General features: G+C 72.8%; 21 protein-coding genes. 15 read left to right on the top strand and 6 right to left on the bottom strand.

Annotated features, from left to right (window positions below):
• On the top strand, positions 1 to 234 hold the full coding sequence (locus OG764_RS11920; protein WP_328972960.1) for a hypothetical protein: 234 nt from the start codon (positions 1 to 3) through the stop codon (positions 232 to 234).
• Positions 235 to 307: 73 nt separating this feature from the next.
• Positions 308 to 1762 (top strand): Asp-tRNA(Asn)/Glu-tRNA(Gln) amidotransferase subunit GatB, encoded by a 1455-nt coding sequence (gene gatB, locus OG764_RS11915; RefSeq protein WP_443056205.1) that lies wholly within the window; start codon positions 308 to 310, stop codon positions 1760 to 1762.
• A 104-nt stretch (positions 1763 to 1866) separates the two neighbouring features.
• Here the strand turns inward: gatB and OG764_RS11910 are convergent, their stop codons facing one another.
• From OG764_RS11910 to OG764_RS11895, 4 genes are all read right to left on the bottom strand, one after another.
• Positions 1867 to 2523: a GNAT family N-acetyltransferase gene (locus OG764_RS11910; protein WP_328968397.1), complete on the bottom strand. Its 657-nt coding sequence runs from the start codon at positions 2521 to 2523 to the stop codon at positions 1867 to 1869.
• Entirely contained in the window at positions 2520 to 4655 is a 2136-nt protein-coding gene (locus OG764_RS11905; protein WP_328968396.1) for a penicillin acylase family protein, read from the bottom strand. The genes OG764_RS11910 and OG764_RS11905 overlap by 4 nt, the downstream gene beginning before the upstream one ends.
• Before the next feature lie 94 nt (positions 4656 to 4749).
• Entirely contained in the window at positions 4750 to 5271 is a 522-nt protein-coding gene (locus tag OG764_RS11900; protein ID WP_328968395.1) for a DinB family protein, read from the bottom strand.
• On the bottom strand, positions 5268 to 6056 hold the full coding sequence (locus tag OG764_RS11895) for a GNAT family N-acetyltransferase (protein ID WP_328968394.1): 789 nt from the start codon (positions 6054 to 6056) through the stop codon (positions 5268 to 5270). Before OG764_RS11895 ends, OG764_RS11900 begins: the two co-directional genes overlap by 4 nt.
• Positions 6057 to 6189: 133 nt before the next feature.
• On the opposite strand from OG764_RS11895, the gene OG764_RS11890 reads away from it, so the two are divergent.
• The 7 genes from OG764_RS11890 (at position 6190) to OG764_RS11860 (ending at position 14426) form a co-directional block, all read left to right on the top strand.
• Positions 6190 to 6564 (top strand): signal peptidase I, encoded by a 375-nt coding sequence (locus tag OG764_RS11890; protein ID WP_443056204.1) that lies wholly within the window; start codon positions 6190 to 6192, stop codon positions 6562 to 6564.
• Between the two features lie 64 nt (positions 6565 to 6628).
• On the top strand, positions 6629 to 7225 hold the full coding sequence (locus OG764_RS11885; RefSeq protein ID WP_328968392.1) for a hypothetical protein: 597 nt from the start codon (positions 6629 to 6631) through the stop codon (positions 7223 to 7225).
• 205 nt (positions 7226 to 7430) lie between these two features.
• On the top strand, positions 7431 to 9650 hold the full coding sequence (locus OG764_RS11880; protein WP_328968391.1) for an MMPL family transporter: 2220 nt from the start codon (positions 7431 to 7433) through the stop codon (positions 9648 to 9650).
• Between the two features lie 28 nt (positions 9651 to 9678).
• Positions 9679 to 10227: a GNAT family N-acetyltransferase gene (locus OG764_RS11875; RefSeq protein WP_328968390.1), complete on the top strand. Its 549-nt coding sequence runs from the start codon at positions 9679 to 9681 to the stop codon at positions 10225 to 10227.
• A gap of 189 nt (positions 10228 to 10416) precedes the next feature.
• Positions 10417 to 10941: a hypothetical protein gene (locus tag OG764_RS11870; protein WP_328968389.1), complete on the top strand. Its 525-nt coding sequence runs from the start codon at positions 10417 to 10419 to the stop codon at positions 10939 to 10941.
• A 189-nt stretch (positions 10942 to 11130) separates the two neighbouring features.
• The gene (locus OG764_RS11865; protein WP_328968388.1) at positions 11131 to 11301 is read left to right on the top strand and encodes a hypothetical protein; all 171 of its coding nucleotides are present in this window, start codon (positions 11131 to 11133) and stop codon (positions 11299 to 11301) included.
• Positions 11302 to 11381: 80 nt separating this feature from the next.
• Positions 11382 to 14426 carry a helix-turn-helix transcriptional regulator gene (locus tag OG764_RS11860; RefSeq protein WP_328972959.1) on the top strand — a complete coding sequence of 1015 codons (3045 nt, stop codon included), beginning with the start codon at positions 11382 to 11384 and terminating at the stop codon, positions 14424 to 14426.
• 81 nt (positions 14427 to 14507) lie between these two features.
• Here the strand turns inward: OG764_RS11860 and OG764_RS11855 are convergent, their stop codons facing one another.
• A complete protein-coding gene (locus OG764_RS11855) occupies positions 14508 to 15767 on the bottom strand; it encodes a PQQ-dependent sugar dehydrogenase (protein ID WP_328968387.1) in 1260 nt (419 codons plus the stop codon).
• Between the two features lie 116 nt (positions 15768 to 15883).
• Positions 15884 to 16906 (bottom strand): aldo/keto reductase, encoded by a 1023-nt coding sequence (locus OG764_RS11850; protein WP_328968386.1) that lies wholly within the window; start codon positions 16904 to 16906, stop codon positions 15884 to 15886.
• A 78-nt stretch (positions 16907 to 16984) separates the two neighbouring features.
• On the opposite strand from OG764_RS11850, the gene OG764_RS11845 reads away from it, so the two are divergent.
• From OG764_RS11845 to serA, 6 genes are all read left to right on the top strand, one after another.
• Positions 16985 to 17923, top strand: coding sequence for a 2-hydroxyacid dehydrogenase (locus OG764_RS11845; RefSeq protein WP_328968385.1), 939 nt, complete (start codon positions 16985 to 16987; stop codon positions 17921 to 17923).
• A 270-nt stretch (positions 17924 to 18193) separates the two neighbouring features.
• Positions 18194 to 21052 (top strand): EAL domain-containing protein, encoded by a 2859-nt coding sequence (locus tag OG764_RS11840; protein ID WP_328968384.1) that lies wholly within the window; start codon positions 18194 to 18196, stop codon positions 21050 to 21052.
• 203 nt (positions 21053 to 21255) lie between these two features.
• Positions 21256 to 23142 (top strand): acetolactate synthase large subunit, encoded by a 1887-nt coding sequence (locus tag OG764_RS11835; RefSeq protein WP_328968383.1) that lies wholly within the window; start codon positions 21256 to 21258, stop codon positions 23140 to 23142.
• 29 nt (positions 23143 to 23171) lie between these two features.
• The gene (ilvN, locus tag OG764_RS11830) at positions 23172 to 23696 is read left to right on the top strand and encodes an acetolactate synthase small subunit (RefSeq protein WP_328968382.1); all 525 of its coding nucleotides are present in this window, start codon (positions 23172 to 23174) and stop codon (positions 23694 to 23696) included.
• Between the two features lie 136 nt (positions 23697 to 23832).
• On the top strand, positions 23833 to 24834 hold the full coding sequence (gene ilvC / locus OG764_RS11825; RefSeq protein ID WP_328968381.1) for a ketol-acid reductoisomerase: 1002 nt from the start codon (positions 23833 to 23835) through the stop codon (positions 24832 to 24834).
• A 250-nt stretch (positions 24835 to 25084) separates the two neighbouring features.
• On the top strand, positions 25085 to 26677 hold the full coding sequence (serA, locus tag OG764_RS11820) for a phosphoglycerate dehydrogenase (protein WP_328968380.1): 1593 nt from the start codon (positions 25085 to 25087) through the stop codon (positions 26675 to 26677).
• Positions 26678 to 26699: the final 22 nt, after the last annotated feature.

Below are 26699 nucleotides of genomic sequence, written 5' to 3'. Positions count from 1 at the left end.
ATGGCAAAGAAGGCCAAGAACTTCAAGAAGTCGAAAACCGGCGTCTACGTCTCGCTGGCCACCACCGCGTTCGGCGCCTTGAGCGTTGCCAAGCAGGCCAAGCTTGCCCGCAGCGACGGCGACGTGCTGCGGCTGGTCGACGCCGCCGTGTCCGCCGCCGCCATCGTCACCGGCCTCGCGATCCTGTACCGCGAGCTGAAGCGCCTCGGCGACGACGACGTCCTGCTGGGCTGAGAGGGAAAGTTTCACCGTGACCGTCACTGAACTCCTGTCGTACGACGCGGCTCTCGCGACGTACGACCCCGTCATGGGCCTCGAAGTCCATGTCGAGCTCGGCACCCGCACCAAGATGTTCTGCGGCTGCTCCACCGAGCTGGGCGCCGAGCCCAACTCGCAGACCTGCCCGGTCTGCCTCGGCCTGCCCGGCGCGCTGCCGGTCGTCAACGCGATCGGCATCGAGTCGGCCGTCAAGATCGGTCTCGCGCTCAACTGCGAGATCGCCGAGTGGTGCCGCTTCGCCCGGAAGAACTACTTCTATCCGGACATGCCGAAGAACTTCCAGACCTCCCAGTACGACGAGCCGATCGCCTACAACGGCTACCTGGACGTCCAGCTGGAGGACGGCGAGATCTTCCGCGTGGAGATCGAGCGCGCCCACATGGAGGAGGACACCGGCAAGTCGCTGCACGTCGGCGGCGCCACCGGCCGTATCCACGGCGCGTCCCACTCCCTGCTGGACTACAACCGCGCCGGCATCCCGCTCATCGAGATCGTCACCAAGCCGATCGAGGGCGCGGGCGAGCGGGCCCCCGAGGTCGCCAAGGCGTACGTGGCCGAGCTGCGCGAGGTCATCAAGGCCCTCGGCGTGTCCGAGGCCCGGATGGACAAGGGCCAGATGCGCTGCGACGTGAACCTGTCGCTGCGCCCGCACGGCACCGAGAAGTTCGGCACCCGCAGCGAGACCAAGAACGTCAACTCGCTCCGGTCGGTCGAGCGCGCGGCCCGCTTCGAGATCCAGCGCCACGCGGCCGTCCTGCAGTCCGGCGGCTCGATCGTGCAGGAGACCCGTCACTTCCACGAGGAGGACGGCTCCACCACGGCGGGGCGCATCAAGGACAACGCCGAGGACTACCGGTACTTCCCGGAGCCCGACCTGGTCCCCGTCGCGCCCGCCCGCCCGTGGGTCGAGGAGCTGCGCGCCGGTCTCCCGGAGATGCCGCGCGTGCGCCGCAACCGCCTCCGCGAGGAGTGGGGCGTCAGCGAGCACGACATGCAGTCGATCCTCAACGCGGGCGCGGTGGACTCCATCGTCGCCACCATCGAGGCCGGCGCCGACTCGGCCGCCGCCCGCAAGTGGTGGATGGGCGAGCTGGCCCGCAACGCCAACGAGCAGGGCGTCGTCGTCGACGAGCTGCCGATCACCCCGGCCCAGGTCGCGCGCGTCGCGGCGCTGGTCGCGGGCGGCGAGCTGAACGACAAGCTGGCCCGCCAGGTGCTCGAAGGCGTGCTCGCCGGCGAGGGCGGCCCGGACGAGGTCGTCGAGAAGCGCGGCCTGAAGGTCGTCTCGGACGAGGGCGCGCTCGGCGCGGCCGTGGACGAGGCCATCGCCGGCAACGCGGCCATCGCGGACAAGATCCGCGGCGGCAAGGTCGCGGCGGTCGGCGCGCTGGTCGGAGCGGTCATGAAGACCACCCGCGGCCAGGCGGACGCGGCCCGCGTCAAGGAGCTCATCCTGGAGAAGCTGGGCGTCTCCGAGGGCTGACCGGCCCCCGCATACCGCCCGCAGGGCCGACGCACACCGCGAGGGGCGGTGCACCGGATCACTCCGGTGCACCGCCCCTCGTGTGTTCCCGGACGCGGGATCCGTCAGACGGCGCCGCCCGACGGGACGGCGAAGAAGGCCAGGCGGGCCCGCTTGGCCGGGAGGAAGACCTCGGGGAGGTCGATCTCCGGCAGTTCGATCTCCGGGCCGATCTCGAAGCCGATGCGCTCCAGCCGGGCGATCGCCTTCGCGTTCTGCGCGTCCGGCTCGGCCACGAGCCGCGTGGCGCCGGAGGCCATGAGGTACCTCAGGAAGACGTCGGTCAGGGTCTTGCTGAAGCCGCGCTCGACGGTGCCGGCGGAGGGCGCGATGAGCAGGTGCACGCCGGTGTCCCCGGGCTGCACCTCGTAGCACTCGCTGACCCGGTCCTCGGCCGCCTCGTACGACTGGAACAGCGCGACCGGCACCCCGTCGCGGCGGGCCAGGAAGGCGTGGTGGGTGGTGCGCCGGTCGACGTCCTCGTAGATCTCCCGGACCAGGTCGAGGCTCGCCCCGCCCATGCCCCAGAAGCGGGCCCGGTCCTGTGAGACCCACCCGTGGATCAGCGGGGCGTCGGCGGCCGGATCCACCGGGGTGAGGGTGACGGTGCCGAAGCCCTCCACGTCACCGACGTACACGGGCTCCCGGGTGACGGGAGCGGGCACGGGCTCGGGGGCCGCGGAACCGGCGGGGACGGGGACGGCGGGCACGGAGGCGCTCATGCGGATTCCTTGGTGAGACGGGACCAGTCGGTGACGACGGGGACGAGTTCGCCGCGGGCCCAGAGGCCGAGCTGGTCGCGGTGGTGGGCGGCGCCGGTGACCCCGTCGGCGCCCAGCGGGACCACCCACAGGCTGTCCTCGCGGGAGGCGAGGTCCCAGACGTAGCGGGCGGACGGGCCGCGGGCGGTCAGGTCGGTGAAGCCGGGCACGCTGGAGGTGGCGAGCACGCAGTCGTGGTCGCCGCCCAGGCCCGGCCACTCGGCGTCCGGGTCGGGGACGGCCTGCCAGGGGGTGAGGCGGTGCGCCTCGGACCACGGCACGGGCGCGTCGGGGTGCGCCGCGACGTCCTCCAGGGCGGCCCGGACCAGCGCGGGCCGGTCGAGTCCGGGGAGCAGAGAGGTGGTCAGGATCCCCTCGAGGGCGTAGCCGACCTTGGGCAGCAGGTACAGCCACGGATGGAAGACCTCGGGGGCGTCCGGAGTGCCGGCGAGCGCGGCCAGCGCCGGGTCGGCGGCGATCGCGCGGACCACGGCGTGCCGCAGCGCCGCGAAGAGGGTGGCGTCGGTGCTGTCGGCGTCCATGTGGCGGTCCCAGGCGAGCAGCCGGGCGCGCAGCGCGTCGGCGGCGGGGGAGAGGCCGGTGAGCGGGCCGAGCAGGTCGAGGAGCGGGCCGGCGGAGGCGAGCAGGGTGTCCGTGTGGATCGTCGCCATGCCCTTCGCGGTCCAGTCGGCGGAGCCGCTGAGCAGCTCGCGGATCCGGTTGGCGCGGTGCGGGGGCGCGAACTCGATGCCGAACGGGGAGGCGATCCCGCGGGCGTTGGCCATCACGGCGAAGCCCTGCACCGGCTCGGCGGTGGTCGGCGCCCAGCCCTGCCAGTCGTGGCCGGGCTCCCAGGCGGGCACCAGGCGCAGCTTGTTGGCCTGTGAGCGCAGCGGGACGGCGCCGGCCACCCGGTGCAGCAGGCCGCCCTCGGTGTCGGCGGCGTGGACCACGTTGACGGGCTCGGCCCAGCCGTCGAAGGCGCGGTCGATGTCGGCGACCGTGCGGGCGCGCAGGAGGGCGGGGAGCGCGGCGAAGCCGAGGTCCCGGCGGACCCGCGGCGGGTAGCGCAGGCTGACGCTCTCCTCGGCGCGGGCGCCGTCGGGGCCGGTGCCGGGGTCGGGGTCGGTGGCGTCGGCGGGGGTGCCGCCGCCGGGGGTGGCTTCGGTGCGGACGCCCGCGAGGTGGCCGGCGATGACCGGACCGCGCGGGGTCTCCAGGATCTCGACGGCGACCGGTTCGGCGCCCGCGACCTCGATGGTCTCGGTGTGCCGGGTCACCGGCTCCCAGCTGCCGTCGGGGCCCAGCGCCTCCGTGGCGCCGTCGGGGGCCGTACGCAGCCGCTCGCGGTAGAGGTCGTGGTAGTCGGCCATGGCGTTGGTGATGGCCCAGGCGGCGGTGCCGGTGTGGCCGAAGTGCGCGAGGCCGGGGATGCCGGGGACGGCCAGGCCCAGGACGTCGAACTCCGGGCAGGCCAGGCGGATCTGCTGGTAGATGCCCGGGTCCTCGATGAACCGGTGCGGGTCCCCGGCGATCAGGGCGGCGCCGCTGGTGGTGCGGTCGCCCGGGACCATCCAGCCGTTGCTGCCGGAGGTGCCGGGGCCGTCGGTGGCGAACAGGGTGATCGCCTCGTCGCCCAGGGCGCGGGCCACCTGCTCGCGCCAGATCTTGGTGGGGAAGCCGGCGAACAGGATGTGGGTCGATATCCAGATGCCCAGCGGCACCCAGGGCTCCCAGGGCGCGGTGTCGAGGCCGGTGTCGGCGAACCGCCGGTCGCGCGCGGCGCCCGCGGCCATCCCCGCGTTGACGCCGTCCACGTACGCCCGTATCCAGTCGGCGGTGTCGGGGTCGAGCGCCTCGAAGCAGCGCCGGGCCGTGTCGTCGAGCCGCGCCTGCCGGGCGAACCGGTCCCAGACGACGCACTCCGGGCCCAGGAAGGCAGCGGTGGAACCCTGGGTGCGGCGCCGCTCGACCTCCAGCTGCCAGGCGCGGTCGGCAGCGGTCACCCGGCCCTGGGCGAAGGCGAGTTCACGGGCGTCGGACGCGCGAAGGTGCGGGACGCCCCAGGCATCCCGGTACACATCGATACTCACACTGCTCCCCGAGTGCATTAGGTTAGGCTGGCCTAAGTGTATGCACAGGTGGCAGTCGACGAGCGGCCCGGGTGCCGGGCCGGCCCCGCAGGGATCAGGCGCCCACCGTCCCGTCGATCGCCTCCCGCAGGAAGTCCGCGTGGCCGTTGTGGCGGGCGTACTCGTGTATCAGGTGGAGCATCACCAGACGCAGCGAGACGTCCTCGCCCCAGCGCACCTGGTGGCCCGTGACGTCGAGGGACTCCGCGGCCGCCTCGATCCGGCGGGCGTGGGCCACCTCCGCCTCCCACGCGGTGAAGGCCTCGGCGCGGGACGCCGCGCCCGCCTCGTACGCGGCCTGGTAGTCGCCGTCCGGCGACCAGACCAGCGGTACGTCCTCGCCGTCGATGGTCCGCCGGAACCAGGCGCGCTCGACCTCGGCCATGTGCCGGACCAGGCCCAGCAGCGACAGCGTGGACGGCGGGCTCGCCCGCCGCCTCAGCTGCTCGTCCGTGAGCCCCTCGCACTTCATGGCCAGCGTCGCCCGCTGGTAGTCCAGGAACGCCCGCAGGGTCTCGCGCTCGCCGCCGGTCAGCGGCGGCCCGGTCCGGGTGTCCGCAGGCTCCGCCGCCCTCATCGGCCCTGCCGCACGTACGGCACCGTGACGCCGAGCGGGGCGAAGCCCAGCCGCTCCAGGATCGGCCGGCTCTGGTCGGAGGCGTCGACCTGGAGGTAGGGGATGCCGTGCGCGGCGGCGATCCGGGCGCGGTGCGCGACCAGGGCCCGGTAGATCCCCCTGCCCCGCCACTCCTCGACCGTGCCGCCGCCCCACAGCCCCGCGAAGCGCGCGCCCGGCGGCATCTCCAGCCGGGCCGCGCTCACCGGCTCGTCCCCGGCCATCGCGACCACCGCGGCGACCGTCCCGGGCGCCCCCGTGACCTGGTCCAGCAGCTGCCGGTGGAGGTCGGGACGGGGCGGACCGCCGAAGGCCCGGTCGTGGACGGCCATCATCAGGCCGACGCCCGACGCGTCGGTCACCGGCACCAGCCGGACGCCCTCCGGCGGGGCCGCGTCCACCGCGAGGGCCGCGACCTCGGCGACCATCAGGGTCTCCGGGTCCTCGGGCTCGAAGCCGGCCGCCCGCAGCCGTGCGCCGAGGTCGGCGGGCAGGTCGTGGTCGTAGAGCTTCCACTCCCAGGTGCGGCCGCCCTCCAGTCCGTCGTAGTGCGCGATCTGCTCCGCGATGGCCCGGTCGGCCGTGGCCTCGTCCAGGTCCGACCAGACGACGCCGTTCCAGCCCAGGGGCGGGCCCGTGTGGCGTACGACGTTCCCGACCCGTTCGATCCGGCCGTCGGGCCCGTCCGGGCGGGCGTCCCGGCGCATCTCGAGGTCGTACAGGTCCCGTACGGAGGCATGATCCATGGCCCCACCCCAGCAGCCGGGCCCGACCGGGGCAACAGGATTAACCTCCCGTGCCATGGAGAGTGACGAGGGGCGCGACGACGCGCGCGACGAGAAGCACGGGACGGACGACGACGCGCCGCGCGACGGGAGCGTGTACGTCGGCAACGCCGGGGCGGACGCCCCGCTCGACCACGGTTGGCTGCTCGGCCACTTCAAGGAGGCGGGTGATCCCCGCCACAGCGCGGACGTCGAGATCAAGTGGGGGGTGCACCCGCGCGGGGACCGGCGGGCCCGGTGGGTGCGCGGCGAGGCGCGGACCACTCTCCAGGTGCTCGTCAGCGGCCGCTTCCGGGTCGAACTGCCCGGCCGCAGCGTCGTACTTGCCCGGCAGGGCGACTACGTGGTCTGGGGGCGCGGCGTCGACCACTCCTGGTGTGCCGAGGAGGACTCCGTCGTGCTCACCGTGCGCTGGCCCTCCGTGCCCGGCTACCGGGTGCCGGCGGGTCGACCCGTGGACGGTGGTTGACGCGTCACATAAATATTAGGTAAGCCTTGCCTGTATTCATTCCCAGCGGATTCAGGAGGCGGCCGTGGCGGTCGGGGCGACGGACACGGGCAAGGGCAGACCTGTGCCGCTCCGGGTCTACGACTCGTGGTGGACGGTCTCCGCCACGGCCCTCGGGGCGGTGCTCCTCATCACCGGCGGACTGTGGATGTCCACCCACCTCCGGACCGACCCGGCGCTGCACGACGCCGCCCTCTTCGTGCACCTCGCCTCCCTCGTCCTCGGCTTCGGCGCGGTCCTCTCCGCCGACTGGTACGGGGCCCTGTGGCTCACCGGGCGCTGCTCCCTCGGCGAGGTCACCGCCGCCACCGCCCGCCTGCACACCCCGATCTGGGCCGGCCTGGCCGGCCTTGTCGGCAGCGGTGTGATGCTCCACCCCGACCTCGGCTCGCCGCTCACCCAGACCAAGCTGCTCCTGGTCCTGATCCTCACGGTCAACGGTCTCCAGGCCGGCGCCCTCGGGGAACGCCTGAACGCCCACGGCGCGGCCGCCGCCGGCCGGGACGGCGCCCCGGCCGCCGTCCCCACCGCGCTGCTGGTGCGCTGCGCCGTCACCGCCGGCCTCTCACAGATCTGCTGGTGGGGCGCCGTCGTGATCGGCTTCCTCAACACCCGTAACTGACGCCCGGGCGCCCGGTCCCGGGCCGAAGGTCCCCTGCTCTCACGCACCCCTGTGACGATGCCCACGAAACGGGCCAACGATCACGAAACGCTGCAATGGTGGCGGTATGCCCGATTAAGGGCCCGCGTGAAGGTTTGACGCAGAGCGTTTCTTTGCATCGGGTGTTCCCGGTAAAAGATGCCCGAGCCACCAGGGAGCACGTCCGTTGGCAGCAATCGCACGGTGGTGCATCCGCCACCGCCTCGTCGTCGTCCTGCTCTGGCTCCTCGCACTCGGCGGCACCGCCGCCGGCGCCACCGCGGCCGGCACCGCGTACTCCAACAACTACGAGGTACCCGGCACGGAGTCCGGCCGGGCGACCGAACTGCTGCGCGCCGGCTTCCACGGCCAGGGCGGCGACACCGACACCGTCGTGTGGCGCGCCCCCGCCGGGCAGAGCGCCCGCACCCCCGCGGTCGAACAGCGCATGAGCCGCGCCCTCGACGCCATCGCGGACCTCCCCGGCGTCGGCTCGGTGAGCGGCCCGTACAGCCCCGACGGCGTGGCGCAGATCAGCGCCGACGGACGCACGGCCTACGCCGTGGTCACCTTCGACCAGCAGGCCGACGCCGTACCCAAGAGCCAGGCGCAGGCCGTCGTCGACACCGCGAAGGCGGCCGAACGCGACGGGCTCCAGGTCGAACTCGGCGGCCGCGCCGTCGCCCTCACCGAAGCCCCCACCGCCCACCTCGCCGAGATCATCGGCGTGGTCGTCGCCGCCGTGGTGCTCTTCCTCGCCTTCGGCTCGCTCGCCGCGAGCCTGCTCCCGATCGCCACCGCGCTGGTCAGCGTGGGCACCGCCTACGCGGGCATCGTGCTGCTCGGCCACGCCATGCCGGTCGCCGACTTCGCGCCCATGCTCGGCATGCTCATCGGCCTCGGCGTCGGCATCGACTACGCGCTCTTCATCGTCACCCGGCACCGCAAGGGCCTCAAACGCGGCATGAACGTCGAGGACGCCGCCCGCAACGCCGTCGCGACCACCGGCCGGGCGGTCGTCTTCGCCGGCGCCACCGTCTGCATAGCCCTGCTCGGCATGCTGATCCTGCGGCTGAACTTCCTCAACGGAGTGGCCTTCGCGGCCTCTCTCACCGTCATCCTCACCGTCGCCGCCTCGGTGACCCTGCTGCCCGCCCTGCTCTCCCTCATCGGCATGCGGGCGCTGTCCCGGCGCGAGCGGCGCAAGCTCGCCGAGCAGGGCCCGCAGACCGAGGAGCTCACCGGGTTCGCCGCCCGCTGGTCGGCCTTCGTCGAACGTCACCCCAAGCTGCTCGGCGCGGTCGCCGCCGTGGTCATGGTCGTCCTCGCCCTGCCCACCCTCTCGCTCCACCTCGGCACCTCCGACCAGGGCAACAACCCGGCCACCAGCACCACCCGCCAGGCCTACGACCTGCTGGCCGACGGGTTCGGCCCCGGCGTCAACGGCCCGCTCACCGTGGTCGCCCGCCTCGACGGCGCGGGCGACCGGATCGCCCTCGACCGGCTCGCCGAATCCATCCGCGCCACCGAGGGCGTCGCGGCCGCCGGCCCCGCCGTGGCCAACCGCAGCGGCGACACCGCCGTGCTCACCGTCGTACCCGACTCCGCCCCGCAGTCCCGCGCCACCAGCGCCCTCGTCGACCGGCTCCGCGACGGCGTGATCCCCGACGCCGAGCAGGGCAGCTCGATGAAGGTCCACGTCGGCGGCGTCACCGCGGGCTACGACGACTTCGCCGAGATCATCATCGGCAAGCTGCCGCTCTTCGTCGGCGTCGTCGTCGCCCTCGGCTGCGCCCTGCTGCTGCTCGCCTTCCGGTCGATCGGGATCCCGCTCAAGGCCGCCGCCATGAACGTGGCCGCCGTCGCCTCCTCCTTCGGGATCGTCGTGGCGGTCTTCCAGTGGGGCTGGGGCAGCGAACTGCTCGGCCTCGGCAGCGCCGGCCCCATCGAGCCCTTCCTCCCCGTGATCATGGTCTCCGTGCTCTTCGGGCTGTCCATGGACTACCAGGTCTTCCTGGTCAGCCGGATGTACGAGGAGTGGCTGGAGACCGGTGACAACACCCGGGCGGTGCGCGTCGGCCTCGCCGAGACCAGCCGGGTGATCAACTCCGCCGCCGTCATCATGATCTCGGTGTTCCTGGCCTTCGTGCTCAGCGGCGACCGGATCATCGCGATGTTCGGCATCGCCCTCGCCGCGGCCGTCGCCCTGGACGCCTTCGTCCTGCGCACCCTGCTGGTCCCCGCCCTCATGCACATGCTGGGCGGCGCCAACTGGTGGCTGCCCCGCTGGCTCGACCGGCGGCTGCCGAAGATCAGTATCGAACCCCCCGACCAGGTCCGCCATGCGACACTTCCGGCGCAGCGGGCGAGCGACGACAGCGCGGAACCCGCGGCGCTCCGCCCTTGACCGGACACCACCGCTAAGGACCCCGCGCATGTTCTCGATAGCCCTCGCCGACGATGCCCGGCTGTTCCCCCTGGAGCCCCACCACGCCGAGGAGTTCCTCGCGCACATGGACCGGGGCCGCGACTTCATCGGCGTGCACATCGGCCTCCCCGACCGGGCGACCGACCTGGACTCCGCCCGGAAGCTGCTCACCGACTTCGCGCACCGGGCCGCGGACGACACCGGCCGGCTCTACGGCATCCGCGTCGACGGCCGCATGGTCGGCGGGGTCCTCTTCCGGACCTTCGACGCCAACACGGGCACCTGCGAGGTCGGCTGCTGGCTGGAGCCCTCCGCCGCCGGCCGCGGCCTCGTCACCAAGGCCTGCCGGATCCTCATCGACTGGGCGATCCACGAGCGCGGCATGCACCGGGTGGAGTGGCTCGTCTCCACCGCCAACGAGAAGAGCATCGCCGCCGCCGAGCGGCTCGGCATGACGCGGGACGGCGTCCTGCGGGAGACCCAGATGCACCGCGGGATCCGCCAGAGCGTCGAAATCTGGTCGGTCCTCGCCCACGAGTGGCCCGCACAGGCCTGACCGGCACCCCTCCCTCCGCGGACACCGGGTCGGGAGCCCTCCGCCGCCACCCGCAGCCGGCCCACGGACCGGCCGCCGGCCCGCTCCGCCCAGCGGGCGGGGCCCGTCGGCCGGCCGTGCGGACGGCACCGGGGCGGCTCCCAGACGGCTCTCAGACGGCTCTCAGAAACCCCGCCTACGGTGCCCCGCATGGACACCACCAAGACCGACGACGTGACCGCGGACGAAACGGCCCCCGCCGAGGACCTCCTCGTCACCCTCGACGCGGACGACGACGACACCGACGAGCACACGCCGGACGAGCTCGACAGCCGCCCGCCGTCCGGCGTGGCCGCCGCGGCCGCCTCCGTCACCGCGGCCGGCCTGGGCGTGATCGCCCTCAGCGGCAGCTGGGTGTCCCGCGTCTTCGCCGAGCGCCAGACCCTGATCGGACAGATCGAGTCGGCCACCGCGAACTCGTCCGCCGAGAAGATCTCGGCGCTGTACGGCGACGCCTGGCACGCCACCGCCCTCGTCAACGGCGGCTTCGCGGTCCTCGCCCTCCTCACAGGCCTGTTCGTGCTGGCCCGCCCCGCCTTCGGGACCCCCGGCCGCACCCTGCCCCTGTGGGTCCGCGCCGCCTCCTGGGCCGCCGTCGTCCTCGGCGCCTTCGGCGTCCTCCTCTCCGTCCTCATGTACACGGACATCCTGGCGCCCCTCCCGACCGCCCCGTAGGCACCGCCCAGGCAGGGCCTAGGCACCGCCCGGCACCCGCCTTAGGCCTGCCGGGCGGCCCGGGGCCCCGCCTAAGGACCCCTGGCCCGCACAGATGCGGCACACGCCCGATGCCCCGCCACCCCCTGGCGGGCGATTCTTGGATCACACCGAACGAGGTGCCCGGAACACCAGCCAGGGGAGAGCAAGATGTTCGAGTACGAGATCGCCACGATGCGCCGCGCCGACCTGATCCGCGAGGCCGAGGCCTTCCGCCAGGTCGCGCGGTTCCGCCGGGCCACGGCCGGCTCGGTAGCCGGCGAGGACGAACGCGGAGGGAAGGTGAAGGCGAACCGCCACCGGTTCACCAAGGCCGCGTAGCGCGCCCGCCCGTAGGCGAGCGCCAACCCGTCATGACACCCGCAGCCATATCGAGTGCCGTCGCACCGGATCTCTGTGCGATGCTCGGCGGCGTGGAAACCAGGTCCGCCAGCCCGGTGTTCGTCGGCCGCGCCGACGAACTCGCCGTGCTCACCGACGCCCTCGCCCGAGCCGCCCGCCAGGAGCCGCAGGCCCTGCTCATCGGCGGCGAGGCCGGAGTGGGCAAAACCCGCCTCACCGAAGAGTTCCTCTGTGAGGCCACCCGGCGCGAAGCCGTCGTGGCCGTCGGAGGCTGTGTGGAGATCGGGGCGGAAGGACTGCCCTTCGCCCCCTTCTCCACGGCCCTGCGCGCCCTGCGCCGGGTGCTCCCGGACGAGCTCGCCGCCGCCGCCGCGGGCCAGGAGGACGAACTCGCCCGGATCCTGCCCGAACTCGGCGAGACACCCCGCGGCCCCCACGACGAGGAAAGCACCGCACGGCTCTTCGAACTGACCGCCCGGCTGCTGGAGAAGCTCGCCGCCGAGCGCACCGTCGTCATCGTGCTGGAGGACCTGCACTGGGCGGACACCTCCACCCGCCACCTGCTGTCCTACCTGTTCCGCACCCTGGCCAGCGGCCGCCTGGTCCTCGTCGCCACCTACCGCGCCGACGACGTCCACCGCCGCCACCCGCTGCGCCCCCTGCTCGCCGAACTCGACCGGCTGCGCACCGTCCAGCGCGTCGAACTCTCCCGCTTCACCCGCGCCGAAGTCCGCCGCCAGCTCACCGGCATCCTCTCCTCGCCCCCCGACGAGTCCCTCGTCGACACCGTCTTCAACCGCTCCGACGGCAACGCCTTCTTCGTCGAGGAACTCATCGCCTCCATCGAGAGCGGCTGCCGCACCGGGCTCACCGAATCGCTGCGCGACCTGCTCCTGGTCCGGGTCGAGGTACTCCCCGAAGCCACCCAGCGGGTGGTCCGCCTGGTCGCCGAGGGCGGCTCCACCGTCGAATATCCGCTGCTGCTCGCCGTCTCCCGGCTCGGCGAGGACGACCTGATCGAGGCCCTGCGCGCCGCCGTCGGCGCCAACATCCTCCTCGCCACCCCCGAGGGCGACGGCTACCGCTTCCGGCACTCCCTCGTCCGCGAGGCGGTCAGCGACGACCTGCTGCCCGGCGAGCGCTCCCGCGTCAACCGCCGCTTCGCCGAGGCCCTCGAAGCCGACGACTCGCTGGTGCGCGCCGAAGAGCGGATCATCCGCCTCGCCAGCTACTGGTACTACGCCCACGAGCCCGCCAAGGCCCTGCCCGCCGCACTCCAGGCATCCGTCGCCGCCCGCCGCCGGCACGCCTACTCGGAACAGCTGCGCCTGCTGGAACGCGCGCTCGACCTGTGGGACGACGCCCCGGACGAGGTCCGCGAGGCGCTGCGCCCCGCCGACGACGCGGCGGTGTACCCGCCCTGCGGCTGCGACCCGGAGACCACCCCGCTGCGCCGCCTCGACCTGCTCGCCGAGGCCACCGTCGCGGCCCGCTTCGGAGGCGAGCGCGAACGCGCGCTGAAGCTGACGAAGACGGCCCTGCGCATGCTGGAGGACGAGAAGGACCCGCTCCGCGCGGCCTGGTTCTGGACCGAGCGCTCCCGCCTGGTGTCGGGCCTGTCCCGCGGCGACGGTTGGCAGGAACTCGCCACCGCCCAGGACCTGGTGCGCGGCCAGCCCCCGTCCCAGGTGCACGCCGAGGTGCTCGTCCTGGTGGCCGGCTGGGGCATGCTCAACCGGCCCGGCCCCGACAACCTCGCCACCGCGGAACGCGCGGTGGAGTACGCCCGGATGATCGGCGCCGAGGACATCGAGCTCAACGCCCGCCTGACCGTCGGCAGCCTGCTCGCCGACACCGACGTCGACCGCGGCCTCGCCGAGATGCAGGCGGTCAAGGAACGCGCCGGCGAACTCGGTCTCGCCCTGCTCGTGGGTCGTGCCCATATCAACATCACCTCCGTTCTGGAGAACGCCGGCCGGTCCCACGAAGCCGTGGAACTGGCCGCCCAGGGCGTGGAACGGGTCCGCGCCTACCGCCTGTACGACTCCGAGGCCTGGGTCTGCGGCAACATGGCCGAGTCCCTCTACAGCCTTGGCCGTTGGGAGGAAGCCGCCGACAGCGCCCGGCGCGCCCTGCGCGCCGCCCAGAGCGCCAAGCCCCGCGGCTCCGGCGCCGCCCGCCTCGCCTACCTCGCCCTCGCCCGCGGCGAACTGACCGAGGCCGCGGCCCAGCTGGAGGCCGCCACCGCCCACTTCGGCCCCCAGGAGTCCTCCCCGCAGCACCGCATCCCGCTGTTCCGCCTGGCCGTCGGCATCGCCGCGGGCGAGGGCCGGATCCTCGACGCCCGCGCCGAACTGCTGCGCGCCGTCGAGTTCGGCTTCCCGCTCGGCCAGCACCGCTACGCCTGGCCGCTGCTGCTCGCCGCCGCCACCGCGGAGGCGGACGCCCGCGGCCTGCCGGCCGCGGATCCCGGCCGCGAGGCGGTCCTCGACGTGATCCGCACCGCCGCCCGCGGGCTCCCCACGCCCGTACCGGTGTGGGAGGCGCACGCCCTCTACGTACGGGCCGAGCTGCGGCGCGCCGAGGCAGAGGACACCCTCGCCGACTGGCAGGCGGCCGAGGCGGCCGTGCGCCCCCTGCACCGCCCCTACCTGCTGGCCCGGGTGCGCCACCGGCTCGCCGAGGCCCTGCTGGCCGCCGGCGCCGACCGCGACCGGGCCGGCTGCCTGCTGCGGGACGCCCTGGAGACGGCCGAACGCCTGGGCTGCCGCCGGCTGCGCGAGGACCTGGCGCTGCTGGCCCAGCGCGCCCGGCTGCCGCTGTCCGCCCCCGCCGGGAGCGGGCCGGCCGGCCCCGACCCCGTCGAGGACCCGGTCGAGGCCCTGGGCCTGACCAGCCGCGAGCGCGACGTCCTCAGCCTCGTCGCCGTCGGCCGCAGCAACCGCCAGATAGCCGAGGAACTGTTCATCTCGCCGAAGACGGCCAGCGTCCACGTCTCGAACATCCTCGCCAAACTGGGGGTCGCGGGCCGCGGCGAGGCCGCCGCGCTCGCCCACCGGCTCAGGCTCTTCAGCCCCGCGGAGGAGTCCCCGCACCCGGTATGAGCCCCCCGGCCCGGGCCGGCAGTCCGCGCCCGGGGGCGCCGGCCGCCGTCCGGAGTGCCGGCCGGACCGGCCGCCCGCCGGTCACCGGACCGTCAGCGACAGGATCCGGTCGTCGTCCGCGCCCGGCGACCCCCTGCCGTCCGTCTCGCTGGTGACCAGCAGCAGCCGGTCCCCGCCCACGGCCAGCACCGTCCGCAGCCGGCCGTACTTCTCCGTGAGGAACGCCTCCGGCGCGGCCGCCGCCCGGGTGCCGTCCAGCGGTATCCGCCACAGCCGCTCGCCGCGCAGCCCGGCCATCCACACCGAGCCCTGCGCGATCGCGATCCCGCTCGGCGAGGCCTGGTCGGTCCGCCACTGGGCCACCGGGTCCTTGAAGCCGGGCTTGCCCGCCTTCCCCTCGGCCGCCGGCCAGCCGTAGTTCGCCCCCGGCTCGATCCGGTTCAGCTCGTCCCACGTGTTCTGCCCGAACTCCGCCGCCCACAGCCGCTTGTCCGCGTCCCAGGCCAGGCCCTGCACATTGCGGTGCCCGAGCGAGTACACGACCGAGTCCGCGTCCGGATTGCCGTGCACCGGCTGCCCGTCCGGGGTCATCCGCAGGATCTTCCCGCCGAGCGACTTCTTGTCCTGGGCGAGCGCCGAGTCGCCCGTCTCGCCCGTGCCGGCGTACAGCATCCGGTCCGGGCCGAAGGCGATCCGGCCGCCGTTGTGGATCAGGCCCTTCGGGATGCCCCGGAGCACGGTGTCCGGCGCTCCCAGCTGCTGGCCCGCGGGTCTGCGCTCGTCGTACCGCATCCGCGCGATGCGGTTGTCGGACTCGGTCGTGAAGTAGGCGTACACCAGCTTGTCCGAGGCGAAGGCGGGGGACAGGGCCAGACCCAGCAGACCGCCCTCGCCGCCCGGGGACACCCCCGGCACCTCGCCGATCTCCGTCACCGCTCCGCTGCCCGCGTCGACCCGGCTGATCGTCCCCTCGTCGCGCGAGGCGACCAGCAGGTCCCCGCCCGGCAGCTGCGCCACGCCCCACGGGGTCTTCAGCCCCTTGGCGACCACCCCCGTGACCGTGGCCGAGCCCTTCGCCGACGGCTTCGACCCGCTGGGAGACGCGGCGGGAGACCCCGCCGACGACGTGCCCGGCGACGCCTTGCCCGGGGAGGACTCCGGAGCCCCCGGCAGCGTCCCGTCGCCCGACGAGCACCCCGCCACCAGCAGCGCTCCGCACCCGGCCAGCACCCCGGCCGTCACCACACCCCGCACCCGCACGCCGGCCACCCCCACGCCCTCGGCCACCGTGCCCCCGGTCGCCACGCCCTTCGCCCGCACACCCCTCGTCCGTACGCGCATCGCCCCGCTCCTTCCTGCCGCCCCGCCCGCACCTCCGTCGGCCTACACATGTCACAACCCCGCCGCAGCCCCCCGGAGTTCCGGCCCTCGTACACTCGATCGAGTGGTTGGCCGCCCTAGTCCCAGGATCCGACCGCCGCCGGCAGCGCCGCGATCTCCGACAGATCGGCGGACGTCAGCAGCACCCCGGCCGCCCGCGCGTTCTCCACCGCCCACCGCTCCTGCTTCGCCCCCGGCACCGGCACCACGTGCGGCCCCTGCGCGAGCACCCACGCCAGCGCCACCTGCGCCGCCGTGACCTGCGGCCCGTGCCGCAGCGCGACCCGCCGCAGCCCCGCCACCAGCGGCTGGTTCGCCGCCATCGCGTACGCCGTGAACCGCGGATGCCGGGCCCGTACGTCCTCCGGCTCGAAGCCCTGCCCGGGCGTCAGCGTCCCCGAGAGGAAACCGCTGCCCAGCGGCATCGCCGCGAGGAACCCCACCCCGCGCGCCACGCACCACGGCAGCAAGGACCCCAACGCCGCGTGCGACCACACCGACAGCTCGGCCTGCACGGTGCTCACCGGGAACACCTGCTGCACCGTCTCCAGCTGCCCGATCGTCGCCTCGTACTGCCCCGCGTCGTACAGGCCCGTGTCGTTGCGGCCGGCGCCCCGCCCCGCCCGCGCCCCCACCGCGCAGAACCCCAGGGCCCGCACCTTGCCCGCCGCCACCAGCTCGGCCATCGCGCCCCAGGTCTCCTCGACCGGAACGTCCGGGTCCGGCCGGTGCAGCTGGTACAGGTCGATGACGTCGGTCTGCAGCCGCCGCAGCGACGCGTCGCAGGCCCGCCGCACGTAGCCGGGCCGCCCGTTGGTCACCACGTGCTGGTCGCCCACCTGGAGGCCCACCTTCGTCGACACGAAGGCGTCGGCCCGCCGCTCCTTCAGGACCCGCCCGATCAGCAGCTCGTTCGTGAACGGCCCGTACACGTCCGCCGTGTCCAGCAGACTCGCCCCCAGGTCCAGCGCCGCGTGCACCGCGCGGACCGACCCCTCCCCGTTCCGCCGCGAAGCGGTGTACGCCCAGCTCATCGGCATGCAGCCGAGCCCGACGGCGCCCACGGCCAGGGCCGCCGCGCCGATAGTCCTGCGCTCCACCTGCTCGTTCCCCTCCCTCTCCCGCTCCCCAAACTAGCCAACGTCTTGATCGTCAGCGGCTTCGCATAGCCTCCAGGCATGACGAAAGACGTGTGGCTGCCGATTCCGGCCGACGAGATCGACGGGCTCCCCGAGGGCCTGCACTACCGCTTCTGGGACGGCGGCCCCGAGTTCCCCGCCGACCCGGCGGACTGCTCCTTCTACGTGGTCCCGTACATGAAGGGGCCGGTCGTCGCCACGCGCCCGCTCCCGCGGATGACCTCGGTGCAGGTCGTGCAGACCCTCTCCGCCGGCATAGACCACGTCCTGCCCGGAATCGGCGACCTCGGCCCGGACGTGCGGCTGTGCAACGCCCGCGGCGTGCACGAGGCCAGCACCGCCGAGCTGACCCTCGCGCTCGTCCTCGCCTCCCTGCGCGGCCTGCCCGGCTTCGTGCGCGGCCAGGACCGCGAGGAGTGGCGGGACGGCTTCTACCCGGCGCTCGCCGACAAGTCCGTGCTGATCGTCGGCTACGGATCCATCGGCGCGGCCATCGAGGACCGCCTCGCGCCCTTCGAGTGCGCGTCGGTCACCCGGGTCGCCCGTACGGCCCGCACCGCCGCCCGCGGCCCCGTCCACGAACTCGCCGACCTGCCCGGTCTGCTGCCCGCGGCCGACGTGGTGATCCTGTCCACCCCCCTCACCGAGCAGACCCGCGGCCTCGTCGACGCCGGCTTCCTCGGCCGGATGAAGGACGGGGCGCTGCTCGTGAACGTCGCCCGCGGCCCGGTCGTGGACACCGGGGCGCTGCTCGTCGAACTGGAGTCGGGCAGGCTGCGCGCCGCGCTGGACGTCACCGACCCGGAACCGCTGCCCGCCGGCCATCCTCTCTGGCATGCTCCGAATGTCCTGATCACGCCTCACGTCGGCGGCAGCACCTCGGCGTTCATGCCCCGCGCCAAGCGTCTGCTGGCCGGCCAGCTGACCCGATTCGCCGCCGGAGATGAAGTGAAGAACACCGTTCTGATCACGGAATGAGTCCGGTTGTGCGCGCTCCGGAGCGAAAAATGTGCGCCCCGTACCCATAACTCCCCGGTTGGTAACGCAGCGTATGGGCTCTATGTCGCTGAGTGACGAACCTGGTGTATCGTCCGGAACAGGGGGCTGCGCCGCGAAAGGTACGGCGCTGGGGAGTGTCGGACACTTTGGGGGGCGACGGGCGATGCACGGCCAATGGACCAAGAATCCGAGGCGGCGAAGCCGCCGGAGGCGGTGCGCGGGTGCGCCGATTTCAGCCACGGAGCCCCGGTGAGTGCCCCCGGAGCACTCCTGGCCCCGCCGCCGGTCTCCGAGGGCGGCAAGGGCCTCGGCGCCCAGCTCCTGCTCGCCGTGGTGTGCGGCGGGTACGCCGTCGGCGCGGCCCTCGGCTGGGGATCGGAGGAACTCGCCCTCTTCATGGGCGACTTCGGGCTGAGCGCCGCGGGCCTCCTCGCCGCCGTCTCCTGCTACTCGTACGCACGCTCGCACGCGAGCCGTGAACGCCCCGCCTGGCTGCTGTTCGCCTTCTCGTCCCTCATGGGCGCCGGCGGCAACGTCGTGTGGGGCTGGTACGAGGTGGTGCTCGGCGAGGAGGTGCCCAGCCCGTCCCTCGCCGACTTCTGCTTCCTCTGCTTCGCGCCGCCCGCCATCGTGGGCCTGCTCGTCCTCGCCAAACGCCCCGTGAACCGGGCCGGCTGGGTGTGCCTGGCGCTCGACTCCTGGCTCATCGGCGGCTCGCTGCTCACCCTGTCCTGGAGCCTCGCCCTCGCGCACACCGCGGAGTCCGTCGCCTCCGGCGGCTCGGGCAGCGTGCCCCGCGCCGCGCTCTCCCTCGCGTACCCGCTGCTGGACATCGCGCTCGTCTCGATCGTCCTGGTGCTGCACTTCCGGCGCACCGCGGGCAACCGCTCCGCGGTGAACACCGCCGTCGCCGCCCTCGCCCTGACCGTCCTGAGCGACGCGCTCTTCACCTCGCCGCTGCTGCGCGCCAGTTACCAGTCCGGGCAGCTGCTCGACGCCGGCTGGTTCGCCGGCTCGCTCCTCCTCGCGTACGCGCCGTGGGGCGCCCGCAGGCTGTCCGGGCCCGAGGGCCCCGCCCGGCCGCGCGCCCCCCGCCCGCACAGCCGCCCGATCACCGGCTCGCTGCCCGCGCTCACCCCGTACCTGGCGGCCGCCGTCTGCACCCTCGGGATCCTCTACAACGTGGTCGACGGACGCCGGGTGGACCGGGTGGTCGTCTTCACCGGCTGCACCGTCGTCCTGGCCCTCGTGGTCCGCCAGGGCATCATGCTCGTCGACAACATCGCCCTCACCCAGGAGCTGGCCCAGAAGGAGAACCACTTCCGCTCCCTGGTCCAGGGCTCCAGCGACGTCATCATGATCGCCGCGCCGAACGGCGTGCTGCGCTATGTCAGCCCCGCCGCCGCCGGGGTGTACGGCCGCGAGGCCGAGGAACTGGTCGGCACCGAGCTCGCCACCCTGATCCACCCGGACGACCTCGGCCGGGTGGTCCACGAGGTCCGCCGCTTCCTCGCCGCGCCGCCCGCCGAGGAGCCCACCACCCGGATCGAGTGCCGCTTCGAATCCGGCGACGGCGAATGGCTCAACGTGGAGTCCACCGTCAACCGCCACCAGGGCGGCCTGATCCTCAACAGCCGCGACGTCACCGAGCGGGTCCGGCTCCAGGCGCAGCTCCAGCACAGCGCCGAGCACGACCCGCTCACCGACCTGCCCAACCGGGCCCTGTTCACCCGGCGGGTCCGCCAGGCGCTCACCGGCCGGCGCGCCGGGGACCACAGCACCGCCGTGCTCTTCATCGATCTCGACGGCTTCAAGGCCGTCAACGACACCATCGGCCACCAGGCCGGCGACGAGCTCCTCGTCGAGGCCGCCCGCCGCCTCCATGACGCGGTACGGGCCGGGGACACCGCGGCCCGGCTCGGCGGCGACGAGTTCGCCGCGCTGATCCTCGGCGACGGCAGCCGGGATCGGACCGCCCGCGAGTACCAGGTCCACGAGATCGCCGACCGGCTGCGCACCACCCTGTCCCAGCCGTACCGCATCGCGGGCAGCGACGTCCGCGTCGCGGCCAGCATCGGGGTGGCCTTCGCGGACCCCGGCATCACCCCTTCGGACCTGATGCGCAACGCGGACCTCGCGATGTACCGGGCCAAGGCGGCCGGCAAGGACCGGGTGGAGATGTACGCGCCCCAGATGCAGGCCGAGGTGGTCCGCCGGGCGGAGGCCGCCGGACGGCTGCGCACCGCGCTCCACGACGGCGAGTTCGCCCTGCTCCACCAGCCCGTCGTCTCGCTGGCCACCGGCACCGTCGCGGCCGTCGCCGCGCAGGCCCGCTGGCGCTCCGGCCAGGGGATCCTCTTCACCCCCGCCGAGTTCCTGCGGGCCGCCGAGGGGCCCGACGGCCGAGGCCAGGCCGATGCCGAGCGCGTACGGGCCGCCGAGCTGGGCCGCTGGCTGCTGGAGGAGGCCGTGGAGCAGGCCGCCGCCCGCCACCGGGCCGGGCACGGCCTGCCGGTCTCCGTCCGGCTGCCCGCGCACCGACTGCTGGACCGCTCGGTCCCGCCGGTCTCCGTCGAGGCCCTCCTCACCCGGCACGGGCTGCCGCCGGCGGCCCTGCTGATCGAGCTCGCCGACAGCGACCCCAGAGTGCCCTTCGACGAGCTGGAGCGCCGCCTGACGGCATTGCGCCGCCTCGGGGTACGGATCGCCCTGGACGGCTTCGGCAGCGGCTACGCGGCCATCAGCGCCCTGCGGCGGCTGCCCGTGGACGTACTGAAGCTCGATCGCGGCCTGGTCGAGGGAGTCGTGGAATCCGCCCGGCTCCACAAGATCACGGCCGGCCTGTTGCGGATCGCAAATGACCTGGGCATGCAGTCCGTGGCCGACGGCGTGGACCTGCCGGAACAGGTGATGGCCCTGCGCGCCATGGGCTGCACCCACGGCCAGGGTGCGGCCTTTTCCGGCCCCCTGGACGAGTACCGGCTGCGCCGCGCGCTGGTGCGCGGTACGTTCCCAGTACCTGGAGGAAACGCCATGGCGGTTCTGGCAGGCGGCTCACTGGGGGGCCGGAGGAGCTCAAATAATGAGACGTCCATCCCACCTACTTGACACCGACCTCCCGCCGGAGGGAGGGTCAATGCCATGCGCACCCGAATTCTCGTACTTGGAAAGCGCGTCGGCTGAAGCGGGGTCAATTTGGTCCCCGCTGATCGCACCCGACGCGCTCCCCTCGCTTGCCTCCCGGCACGAGGGGTTTTTTGTTGCACTGGCAAAACCGAAACCTCGCAAAAACCCTCAGCTTCGAGAAGAGAATGCCGATGACCGAGCAGGCCACCGGGGCCCACCATCCGCAGCCGCGGGCCCGTACCGGAGGACAGCAGACCGCTGCAGTTGAGCACGTCACGGGTGCGCAGTCCCTCATCCGTTCTCTCGAAGAGGTGGGTTGCGACACCGTCTTCGGCATCCCGGGCGGCGCGATCCTGCCGGCCTACGACCCGATGATGGACTCGACGCGGGTCCGCCACATCCTGGTCCGCCACGAGCAGGGGGCCGGCCACGCCGCCACCGGCTACGCGCAGGCCACCGGCAAGGTCGGCGTCTGTATGGCGACCTCCGGCCCGGGCGCCACCAACCTCGTCACCCCGATCGCCGACGCGCACATGGACTCCGTCCCGCTCGTCGCGATCACCGGCCAGGTCTCCTCGAAGGCCATCGGCACGGACGCGTTCCAGGAAGCGGACATCGTCGGCATCACCATGCCGATCACCAAGCACAACTTCCTGGTCACCAAGGCCGAGGACATCCCGCGGACGATCGCCGAGGCCTTCCACATCGCCTCCACCGGCCGCCCCGGCCCGGTCCTGGTCGACATCGCCAAGGACGCGCTCCAGGCGCGCACCACCTTCACCTGGCCGCCCACCCAGGACCTGCCGGGCTACCGGCCGGTCACCAAGCCGCACGCCAAGCAGATCCGCGAGGCCGCGAAGCTGATCGTCCAGGCCAAGCGCCCCGTCCTGTACGTCGGCGGCGGCATCATGAAGTCCGGCGCGACCGCCGAGCTGAAGGTCCTCGCCGAGCTGACCGGCGCCCCGGTCTCCACGACGCTGATGGCGCTCGGCTCCTTCCCTGACAGCCACCCCCTGCACGTCGGCATGCCCGGCATGCACGGCGCGGTCACCGCCGTCACCGCCCTGCAGAAGGCCGACCTGCTGATCGCCCTGGGCACCCGCTTCGACGACCGCGTCACCGGCAAGCTGGACAGCTTTGCGCCGTTCGCCAAGGTCATCCACGCGGACATCGACCCGGCCGAGATCGGCAAGAACCGCGCCGTGGACGTCCCGATCGTCGGCGACGCCCGCGAGGTCATCGCCGACCTGGTCCAGGCCGTCCAGGCCGAGCACACCGAGGGCAACACCGGCGACTACACCGCCTGGTGGGCCGACCTCAACCGCTGGCGCGACACCTACCCGCTGGGCTACGACCTGCCCGACGACGGCATGCTCTCGCCGCAGCAGGTCATCGAGCGCATCGGACAGCTCGCGCCCGAGCACACCATCTACGCGGCCGGCGTCGGCCAGCACCAGATGTGGGCCTCGCACTTCGTCAACTACGAAGAGCCCCGCACCTGGCTGAACTCCGGCGGCGCCGGAACCATGGGCTACGCGGTCCCCGCCGCGATGGGCGCCAAGGTCGGCCGGCCGGAGCGCACCGTCTGGGCCATCGACGGCGACGGCTGTTTCCAGATGACCAATCAGGAACTGGTCACCTGCGCCCTGAACAACATCCCGATCAAGGTCGCGATCATCAACAACGGTGCGCTGGGCATGGTCCGCCAGTGGCAGACCCTGTTCTACAACCAGCGCTACTCCAACACCGTTCTGCACGCGGACGAGACCGGTCACGGCACCGTCGGATCCCAGCTCGGGGAGTCCACCGCCCCCCGCAAGGGCACCCGCGTCCCGGACTTCGTCAAGCTGTCCGAGGCCATGGGCTGCGTCGCCCTGCGCTGTGAGGACCCGGCCGACCTGGACAAGGTCATCGCCGAGGCCAACGCCATCAACGACCGTCCGGTCGTCGTCGACTTCATCGTCCACGAGGACGCCATGGTCTGGCCGATGGTCGCCGCCGGCACCTCCAACGACGAGGTCATGGCAGCCCGGGGCGTCCGCCCCGACTTCGGCGACAACGAAGACGACTGAGCGCAGAGCGCAGAGAGAGACCGACTCACATGTCCAAGCACACGCTCTCCGTCCTGGTCCAGAACACGCCCGGCATCCTCGCCCGGATCGCCGCGCTGTTCTCCCGCCGCGGGTTCAACATCGACTCCCTCGCGGTCGGCGTCACCGAGCACCCCGACATCTCCCGCATCACCATCGTGGTCAACGTCGAGGAACTCCCCCTGGAGCAGGTGACCAAGCAGCTCAACAAGCTGGTCAACGTGCTCAAGATCGTCGAGCTGGAGGCGGACTCCGCGATCCAGCGCGAACTCGTCCTGGTGAAGGTCCGCGCCGACAACGAGACCCGTTCGCAGATCGTCGAGATCGTCAAGCTGTTCCGCGCCAAGACGGTCGACGTCTCCCCGGAGGCCGTCACCATCGAGGCCACCGGCGGCGCCGACAAGCTGGAGGCGATGCTCAAGATGCTGGAGCCGTTCGGCATCAAGGAGCTCGTCCAGTCCGGCACGATCGCCATAGGGCGTGGCGGACGGTCCATCACCGACCGCAGCCTGCGGGCGCTCGACCGCAGCGCCTGACCCCGGGCCGGCCGCCGGTCCGGCGTGCGACACCACGCCGGGCCTGAGGGCCGCTCGCATCGCGAGACCGCAAGACTTGTATTCCGTCCCCCGCCGTACGGTGGGAGCAACATCAGCGCACCAAGGAGATATCCCAGTGGCCGAGCTGTTCTACGAGAACGACGCCGACCTGTCCATCATCCGGGGCCGCAAGGTCGCCGTCATCGGTTACGGCAGCCAGGGCCACGCCCACGCGCTGTCGCTCCGTGACTCCGGCGTCGACGTCGTCGTCGGCCTGAAGGAGGGCTCGAAGTCCAAGGTCAAGGCCGAGGAGCAGGGCCTGAAGGTCGTCTCCGTGTCGGAGGCCGCCGAGTGGGCCGACGTCATCATGATCCTGACCCCGGACCCGATCCAGGCCGAGGTCTACGAGGAGTCCATCAAGGACCACCTCAAGGACGGCGACGCCCTCTTCTTCGGCCACGGCTTCAACGTCCGCTACGGCTTCATCAAGCCCCCGGCCAACGTGGACGTCGCCCTGGTCGCCCCGAAGGGCCCGGGCCACCTGGTCCGCCGCCAGTACGAAGAAGGCCGCGGCGTCCCGTGCATCGCCGCCGTCGAGCAGGACGCCAGCGGCAACGCCTTCGCGCTCGCGCTCTCGTACGCGGCCGGCATCGGCGGCACCCGCGCCGGCGTCATCAAGACCACCTTCACCGAGGAGACCGAGACCGACCTGTTCGGTGAGCAGGCCGTCCTGTGCGGTGGCGCCTCGGCCCTGGTCAAGGCGGGCTTCGAGGTCCTGACCGAGGCCGGCTACCAGCCGGAGATCGCGTACTTCGAGTGCCTCCACGAGCTGAAGCTCATCGTCGACCTCATGTACGAGGGCGGCCTGGAGAAGATGCGCTGGTCGGTCTCCGAGACCGCCGAGTGGGGCGACTACATCACCGGCCCGCGCGTCATCACCGACGCCACCAAGGCCGAGATGAAGAAGGTCCTCGCGGAGATCCAGAACGGCGAGTTCGCCAACACCTGGATGGCCGAGTACAAGGCCGGTCTGCCGAAGTACAACGAGTACAAGAAGGCCGACGAGGAGCACCTGCTGGAGACCACCGGCAAGAAGCTGCGCAAGCTGATGAGCTGGGTCGACAGCGAGGAGAACTAGTCCTCCGGCGCGGGGCCGGGACCGCCGGTCCCGGCCCCGCGCACGTCCGGGCCCCACCCCGCTTGTCCACCCCGGCCAACCACGGACGGGTGATCCTTCCGGACAGGCGGAATTCCGCCCCCGCTGCGCCACTAGACTGCACAACACATACGCGTCAGGCCCACAGTGTCGTGCGTCTTCCACGCGGCTACCCCCTCCACCGCCTGCGGCCGTCGGGACGGCCGTCCGCACTGGACTTGTGAGGACCCACGTGAGCTCGAAACCTGTCGTACTCATCGCCGAAGAGCTGTCGCCCGCCACGGTGGACGCACTCGGTCCGGACTTCGAGATCCGGCACGTCAACGGCGCGGACCGCGCCGAGCTGCTGCCCGCGATCGTGGACGTGGACGCCATCCTCGTCCGCTCCGCCACCAAGGTGGACGCCGAGGCCATCGCCGCCGCCAAGAAGCTGAAGGTCGTCGCGCGGGCCGGCGTCGGCCTCGACAACGTCGACGTGTCCGCCGCCACCAAGGCCGGCGTGATGGTCGTCAACGCGCCGACCTCCAACATCGTCACCGCCGCGGAGCTGGCGTGCGGCCTGCTGGTCGCCACCGCCCGCAACATCCCGCAGGCCAACACCGCCCTGAAGAACGGCGAGTGGAAGCGGAACAAGTACACGGGTGTCGAGCTCAGCGAGAAGACCCTCGGCGTCGTCGGCCTCGGCCGCATCGGCGTCCTGGTCGCCCAGCGCATGTCGGCCTTCGGCATGAAGGTCGTCGCGTACGACCCCTACGTACAGCCCGCGCGCGCCGCCCAGATGGGCGTCAAGATGCTGACGCTGGACGAGCTCCTCGAAGTCGCCGACTTCATCACCGTGCACCTGCCCAAGACCCCCGAGACCCTCGGTCTCATCGGGGACGAGGCCCTGCACAAGGTCAAGCCGACCGTCCGCATCGTCAACGCCGCCCGCGGCGGGATCGTCGACGAGGCGGCGCTGTACTCGGCGCTCAAGGAGGGCCGCGTCGCCGGCGCCGGCCTCGACGTGTACGCGAAGGAGCCCTGCACGGACTCCCCGCTCTTCGAGCTCGACCAGGTCGTCTGCACCCCGCACCTCGGCGCGTCCACGGACGAGGCCCAGGAGAAGGCCGGCATCGCCGTCGCCAAGTCGGTGCGCCTCGCGCTCGCCGGCGAGCTGGTGCCGGACGCGGTCAACGTCCAGGGCGGCGTGATCGCCGAGGACGTGCGCCCGGGTCTGCCGCTCGCCGAGAAGCTCGGCCGGATCTTCACCGCGCTGGCGGGCGAGGTCGCGGTCCGCCTCGACGTCGAGGTCTGCGGCGAGATCACCCAGCACGACGTGAAGGTGCTCGAACTCTCCGCGCTCAAGGGCGTGTTCGAGGACGTCGTCGACGAGACGGTCTCCTACGTCAACGCCCCGCTGTTCGCACAGGAGCGCGGCGTCGAGGTGCGGCTGACCACCAGCTCGGAGTCCCCGGACCACCGCAACGTGGTGACCGTGCGCGGCACCCTGTCGGACGGCGAGGAGGTGTCGGTCTCCGGCACGCTCGCCGGCCCGAAGCACCTTCAGAAGATCGTCGGCGTCGGCGAGTACGAGGTGGAGCTGTCGCTCGCCGACCACATGGTCGTCCTGCGCTACGCGGACCGCCCGGGCGTGGTCGGCACCGTCGGCCGGATCCTCGGCGAGGGCGGCCTGAACATCGCGGGCATGCAGGTGGCCCGTGCGGAGGCGCACGGCGAGGCGCTCGCCGTCCTCACCGTGGACGACACCGTCCCGCCGGCCGTGCTCGCGGAGATCGCCGAGGAGATCGGCGCCACCTCGGCCCGCACGGTGAACCTGGCGAGCTGACCGGCCGCGGCACGACGCAGCA

The sequence above is a fragment of the Streptomyces sp. NBC_00239 genome (assembly GCF_036194065.1).
Lineage (GTDB): Bacteria > Actinomycetota > Actinomycetes > Streptomycetales > Streptomycetaceae > Streptomyces.
The sequence above is the reverse complement of the archived record's forward strand: the minus strand, read 5'-3'. Positions and strand labels throughout refer to the sequence as shown.